General features: G+C 52.2%; 2 tRNA genes and 2 rRNA genes. All 4 read right to left on the reverse strand.

Going from position 1 to position 5285, the window contains the following annotated elements:
• Positions 1-21: 21 nt before the first annotated feature.
• Positions 22-2914, reverse strand: a 23S ribosomal RNA gene (locus ACNFCI_RS23815).
• A 242-nt stretch (positions 2915-3156) separates the two neighbouring features.
• Positions 3157-3232 (reverse strand) — tRNA-Ala (locus tag ACNFCI_RS23820).
• A gap of 21 nt (positions 3233-3253) precedes the next feature.
• Positions 3254-3330 (reverse strand) — tRNA-Ile (locus tag ACNFCI_RS23825).
• Positions 3331-3415: 85 nt separating this feature from the next.
• Positions 3416-4952, reverse strand: a 16S ribosomal RNA gene (locus ACNFCI_RS23830).
• The 16S and 23S rRNA genes sit together here with 2 tRNA genes alongside, the layout of an rRNA operon.
• Positions 4953-5285 lie beyond the last annotated feature (333 nt).

The following is a 5285-nucleotide window of genomic DNA, read 5'->3' on the forward strand; positions in this document are numbered from 1 at the left end:
AGCAAATTGCTTGGGTGTTATATGGTCAAGCCTCACGGGCAATTAGTATCGGTTAGCTCAACGCCTCACAGCGCTTACACACCCGACCTATCAACGTCGTAGTCTTCGACGGCCCTTCAGGGGATTCAAGATCCCAGTGAGATCTCATCTTGAGGCAAGTTTCCCGCTTAGATGCTTTCAGCGGTTATCTCTTCCGAACATAGCTACCCGGCAATGCCACTGGCGTGACAACCGGAACACCAGAGGTTCGTCCACTCCGGTCCTCTCGTACTAGGAGCAGCCCCTCTCAAATCTCAAACGTCCACGGCAGATAGGGACCGAACTGTCTCACGACGTTCTAAACCCAGCTCGCGTACCACTTTAAATGGCGAACAGCCATACCCTTGGGACCGGCTTCAGCCCCAGGATGTGATGAGCCGACATCGAGGTGCCAAACACCGCCGTCGATATGAACTCTTGGGCGGTATCAGCCTGTTATCCCCGGAGTACCTTTTATCCGTTGAGCGATGGCCCTTCCATACAGAACCACCGGATCACTAAGACCTACTTTCGTACCTGCTCGACGTGTGGGTCTCGCAGTCAAGCGCGCTTTTGCCTTTATACTCTGCGACCGATTTCCGACCGGTCTGAGCGCACCTTCGTACTCCTCCGTTACTCTTTGGGAGGAGACCGCCCCAGTCAAACTACCCACCATACACTGTCCTCGATCCGGATCACGGACCTGAGTTAGAACCTCAAGGTTGCCAGGGTGGTATTTCAAGGATGGCTCCATGAGAACTGGCGTCCCCACTTCAAAGCCTCCCACCTATCCTACACAAGCAAGCTCAAAGTCCAGTGCAAAGCTATAGTAAAGGTTCACGGGGTCTTTCCGTCTAGCCGCGGATACACTGCATCTTCACAGCGATTTCAATTTCACTGAGTCTCGGGTGGAGACAGCGCCGCCATCGTTACGCCATTCGTGCAGGTCGGAACTTACCCGACAAGGAATTTCGCTACCTTAGGACCGTTATAGTTACGGCCGCCGTTTACCGGGGCTTCGATCAAGAGCTTCGCTTGCGCTAACCCCATCAATTAACCTTCCGGCACCGGGCAGGCGTCACACCCTATACGTCCACTTTCGTGTTTGCAGAGTGCTGTGTTTTTAATAAACAGTCGCAGCGGCCTGGTATCTTCGACCGGCATGGGCTTACGGAGCAAGTCCTTCACCCTCGCCGGCGCACCTTCTCCCGAAGTTACGGTGCCATTTTGCCTAGTTCCTTCACCCGAGTTCTCTCAAGCGCCTTGGTATTCTCTACCCGACCACCTGTGTCGGTTTGGGGTACGGTTCCCAGTTATCTGAAGCTTAGGAGCTTTTCTTGGAAGCATGGCATCAACCACTTCGTCGCCTAAAGGCAACTCGTCATCAGCTCTCGGCCTTGAAATCCCGGATTTGCCTAAGATTTCAGCCTACCACCTTAAACTTGGACAACCAACGCCAAGCTGGCCTAGCCTTCTCCGTCCCTCCATCGCAATAACTGGAAGTACAGGAATATTAACCTGTTTTCCATCGACTACGCTTTTCAGCCTCGCCTTAGGGACCGACTAACCCTGCGTCGATTAACGTTGCGCAGGAAACCTTGGTCTTTCGGCGTGCGAGTTTTTCACTCGCATTGTCGTTACTCATGTCAGCATTCGCACTTCTGATACCTCCAGCAAGCTTCTCAACTCACCTTCACAGGCTTACAGAACGCTCCTCTACCGCATCACCTTAAGGTGATACCCGTAGCTTCGGTGCATGGTTTGAGCCCCGTTACATCTTCCGCGCAGGCCGACTCGACTAGTGAGCTATTACGCTTTCTTTAAAGGATGGCTGCTTCTAAGCCAACCTCCTAGCTGTCTAAGCCTTCCCACATCGTTTCCCACTTAACCATGACTTTGGGACCTTAGCTGACGGTCTGGGTTGTTTCCCTTTTCACGACGGACGTTAGCACCCGCCGTGTGTCTCCCATGCTCGGCACTTCCAGGTATTCGGAGTTTGCATCGGTTTGGTAAGTCGGGATGACCCCCTAGCCGAAACAGTGCTCTACCCCCTGGAGTGATACATGAGGCGCTACCTAAATAGCTTTCGAGGAGAACCAGCTATCTCCGAGCTTGATTAGCCTTTCACTCCGATCCACAGGTCATCCGCTAACTTTTCAACGGTAGTCGGTTCGGTCCTCCAGTCAGTGTTACCTAACCTTCAACCTGCCCATGGATAGATCGCCCGGTTTCGGGTCTATACCCAGCGACTAAACGCCCTATTAAGACTCGCTTTCGCTACGCCTCCCCTATTCGGTTAAGCTCGCCACTGAATATAAGTCGCTGACCCATTATACAAAAGGTACGCAGTCACCTAACAACGTAGGCTCCCACTGCTTGTACGCATACGGTTTCAGGTTCTATTTCACTCCCCTCTCCGGGGTTCTTTTCGCCTTTCCCTCACGGTACTGGTTCACTATCGGTCAGTCAGTAGTATTTAGCCTTGGAGGATGGTCCCCCCATGTTCAGACAAAGTTTCTCGTGCTCCGTCCTACTCGATTTCACTGGCAAGAGATTTTCGTGTACGGGGCTATCACCCACTATGGCCGCACTTTCCAGAGCGTTCCACTAATCTCAAACCAGCTTAAGGGCTGGTCCCCGTTCGCTCGCCACTACTAAGGGAATCTCGGTTGATTTCTTTTCCTCAGGGTACTTAGATGTTTCAGTTCCCCTGGTTCGCCTCTTGCACCTATGTATTCAGTGCAAGATACCTAGGTTATCCTAGGTGGGTTCCCCCATTCAGAGATCTCTGGATCACAGTCTGTTTGCCGACTCCCCAAAGCTTATCGCAGGCTACCACGTCTTTCATCGCCTCTGACTGCCAAGGCATCCACCGTATGCGCTTCTTCACTTGACCATATAACCCCAAGCAATCTGGTTATACTGTGAAGACGACATTCGCCGAAAATTCGCATGTCGCGCTTTCGCGCAGAACTCACAAATTTTACCTTAGCCTGATGGCCCACCAGTGAAAGTGGTCATCAGTCTATCTATCACATATCCGAATTTTTAAAGAACGATCTGACAAAAGTCAGAAATCAACATTCACAACGGAATGTTCATTTCTAAGTTCTGCAGGTAACTGTGCAGCAAAGCAAATGGTGGAGCCAAGCGGGATCGAACCGCTGACCTCCTGCGTGCAAGGCAGGCGCTCTCCCAGCTGAGCTATGGCCCCGTCGTCTCTGCACCCAGCGAATGGTAGGTCTGGGCAGATTTGAACTGCCGACCTCACCCTTATCAGGGGTGCGCTCTAACCAACTGAGCTACAGACCTATAACAGGGTCGCGTTACAGCATCGTCTTCTTCAAGGAATCAAGCAATTCGTGTGGGAGCTCATCAGCAGGCTGATGTCTTCGATTAAGGAGGTGATCCAGCCGCAGGTTCCCCTACGGCTACCTTGTTACGACTTCACCCCAGTCATGAATCACACCGTGGTAACCGTCCTCCCGAAGGTTAGACTAGCTACTTCTGGTGCAACCCACTCCCATGGTGTGACGGGCGGTGTGTACAAGGCCCGGGAACGTATTCACCGCGACATTCTGATTCGCGATTACTAGCGATTCCGACTTCACGCAGTCGAGTTGCAGACTGCGATCCGGACTACGATCGGTTTTGTGAGATTAGCTCCACCTCGCGGCTTGGCAACCCTCTGTACCGACCATTGTAGCACGTGTGTAGCCCAGGCCGTAAGGGCCATGATGACTTGACGTCATCCCCACCTTCCTCCGGTTTGTCACCGGCAGTCTCCTTAGAGTGCCCACCATGACGTGCTGGTAACTAAGGACAAGGGTTGCGCTCGTTACGGGACTTAACCCAACATCTCACGACACGAGCTGACGACAGCCATGCAGCACCTGTGTCAGAGTTCCCGAAGGCACCCATCCATCTCTGGAAAGTTCTCTGCATGTCAAGGCCTGGTAAGGTTCTTCGCGTTGCTTCGAATTAAACCACATGCTCCACCGCTTGTGCGGGCCCCCGTCAATTCATTTGAGTTTTAACCTTGCGGCCGTACTCCCCAGGCGGTCAACTTAATGCGTTAGCTGCGCCACTAAAATCTCAAGGATTCCAACGGCTAGTTGACATCGTTTACGGCGTGGACTACCAGGGTATCTAATCCTGTTTGCTCCCCACGCTTTCGCACCTCAGTGTCAGTATCAGTCCAGGTGGTCGCCTTCGCCACTGGTGTTCCTTCCTATATCTACGCATTTCACCGCTACACAGGAAATTCCACCACCCTCTACCATACTCTAGCTCGCCAGTTTTGGATGCAGTTCCTAGGTTGAGCCCGGGGCTTTCACATCCAACTTAACGAACCACCTACGCGCGCTTTACGCCCAGTAATTCCGATTAACGCTTGCACCCTCTGTATTACCGCGGCTGCTGGCACAGAGTTAGCCGGTGCTTATTCTGTCGGTAACGTCAAAACAGCAAGGTATTAACTTACTGCCCTTCCTCCCAACTTAAAGTGCTTTACAATCCGAAGACCTTCTTCACACACGCGGCATGGCTGGATCAGGCTTTCGCCCATTGTCCAATATTCCCCACTGCTGCCTCCCGTAGGAGTCTGGACCGTGTCTCAGTTCCAGTGTGACTGATCATCCTCTCAGACCAGTTACGGATCGTCGCCTTGGTGAGCCATTACCTCACCAACTAGCTAATCCGACCTAGGCTCATCTGATAGCGTGAGGTCCGAAGATCCCCCACTTTCTCCCGTAGGACGTATGCGGTATTAGCGCCCCTTTCGGAACGTTGTCCCCCACTACCAGGCAGATTCCTAGGCATTACTCACCCGTCCGCCGCTGAATCAAGGAGCAAGCTCCCGTCATCCGCTCGACTTGCATGTGTTAGGCCTGCCGCCAGCGTTCAATCTGAGCCATGATCAAACTCTTCAGTTCAATACTGCTTGGGTTTTTAAGAAACCCTAAACTTGGCTCAGCAATCTCAAATGACTATGTGATTTCTCGCATGGCCACTTGTGATGCTGATAATCTTGGCGACTATCAGTCCGTACTCACAAGCACCCACACGAATTGCTTGATTCGATTGTTAAAGAGCGATTTGGTTAAGCGCTTTGCTCAACCGAGGCCGCGCATTCTACGCTTTCCTCAGAGTCTGTCAAGCGTTTATTTTGAAGTTTTTCGTTCAACTTCAACCGCTTAACTCGCTGCGATCTCTCGTAGCGGGAGGCGAATCATACAGCGTTAAAACCTGCTGTCAACTGCCTTTTT

This window comes from Pseudomonas sp. NY15356 (assembly GCF_048068175.1).
Classification (GTDB): Bacteria; Pseudomonadota; Gammaproteobacteria; order Pseudomonadales; family Pseudomonadaceae; genus Aquipseudomonas; species Aquipseudomonas putida_K.